At 38.0% G+C, this 1,013-nt stretch carries 1 protein-coding gene; it reads left to right on the forward strand.

Annotation, left to right across the window (positions count from 1 at the left end; translation table 11 throughout):
- Window positions 1–183: 183 nt before the first annotated feature.
- Window positions 184–1,013: ABC transporter ATP-binding protein (locus ACYVAA_RS22945; protein WP_460546425.1), on the forward strand; the 830-nt coding region annotated here is incomplete at its 3' end.

Here is a 1,013-nt window from a genome sequence, read left to right on the forward strand (position 1 = left end):
GATCCTACCCGAAGGATATGGATATGGATCTGGATATGGATAATGCATTATTTTAAACGTACATAGCCCTTAAAACTAATAAAAATAAAGAGAGAGGATCAAATGTTTCATAGTGAGATCTCGCAGAACGAAGTGTTGTAAGTTTTAATTACGGCTAATTAAGTGTGTTAGATATTAAATAAGGTGAGCAAGACTATTATCAAAGTAGAGAACCTGTCCAAAAGATATAGATTAGGGCTAAAAGAAAAAAAGACTAATACTTTAGCCGGACAGGTTGGGAATATCCTAAAATACCCTTGGGAGAATTTCCAGCGTTTGCGTAAGTTGGGTCGATTTGGAGAAGAAGATGATTCCATTTTTTGGGCGTTAAAGGATATCAACTTTGAGGTGAAAGAAGGTGAAGTTCTTGGTATTATAGGTAAGAATGGAGCTGGAAAATCGACCTTGCTGAAAATTCTCTCTCAAATCACTGAGCCTACTTCAGGAAAGATCACCCTTCATGGTCGGGTAGCGTCTTTACTGGAGGTGGGGACAGGGTTTCATCCCGAACTAACAGGTAGGGAAAACATCTATATGAATGGAACTATTTTGGGGATGACCCGGAGGGAAATCGACCAAAAACTGGATGAGATTATTGATTTTTCCGGGGTTGAAAAGTTCGTCGATACGCCCGTGAAATTTTATTCTTCTGGCATGAAAGTTCGTTTGGGTTTTTCCGTTGCCGCTCATTTAGAACCGGAGATTTTGATCATCGATGAAGTCCTAGCCGTGGGTGATTATGATTTCCAGAAAAAGTGCCTGGGAAAGATGGAGGATGTTAGTAAAAACCAGGGTAGAACTGTACTCTTTGTAAGCCATAATATGGCTGCGGTGCAGAATTTGTGTAATAGAATTATATATTTATCGGACGGAAAAGTCAAAATAGATGGAGAAGTAGAAACCTCTATTTATCAATATTTAAATGGTAATTCAAGCGAACAAAATATAAATTTAAATAATTTAGGGAATAGCAC

It is taken from the genome of Echinicola sediminis, assembly GCF_054777495.1.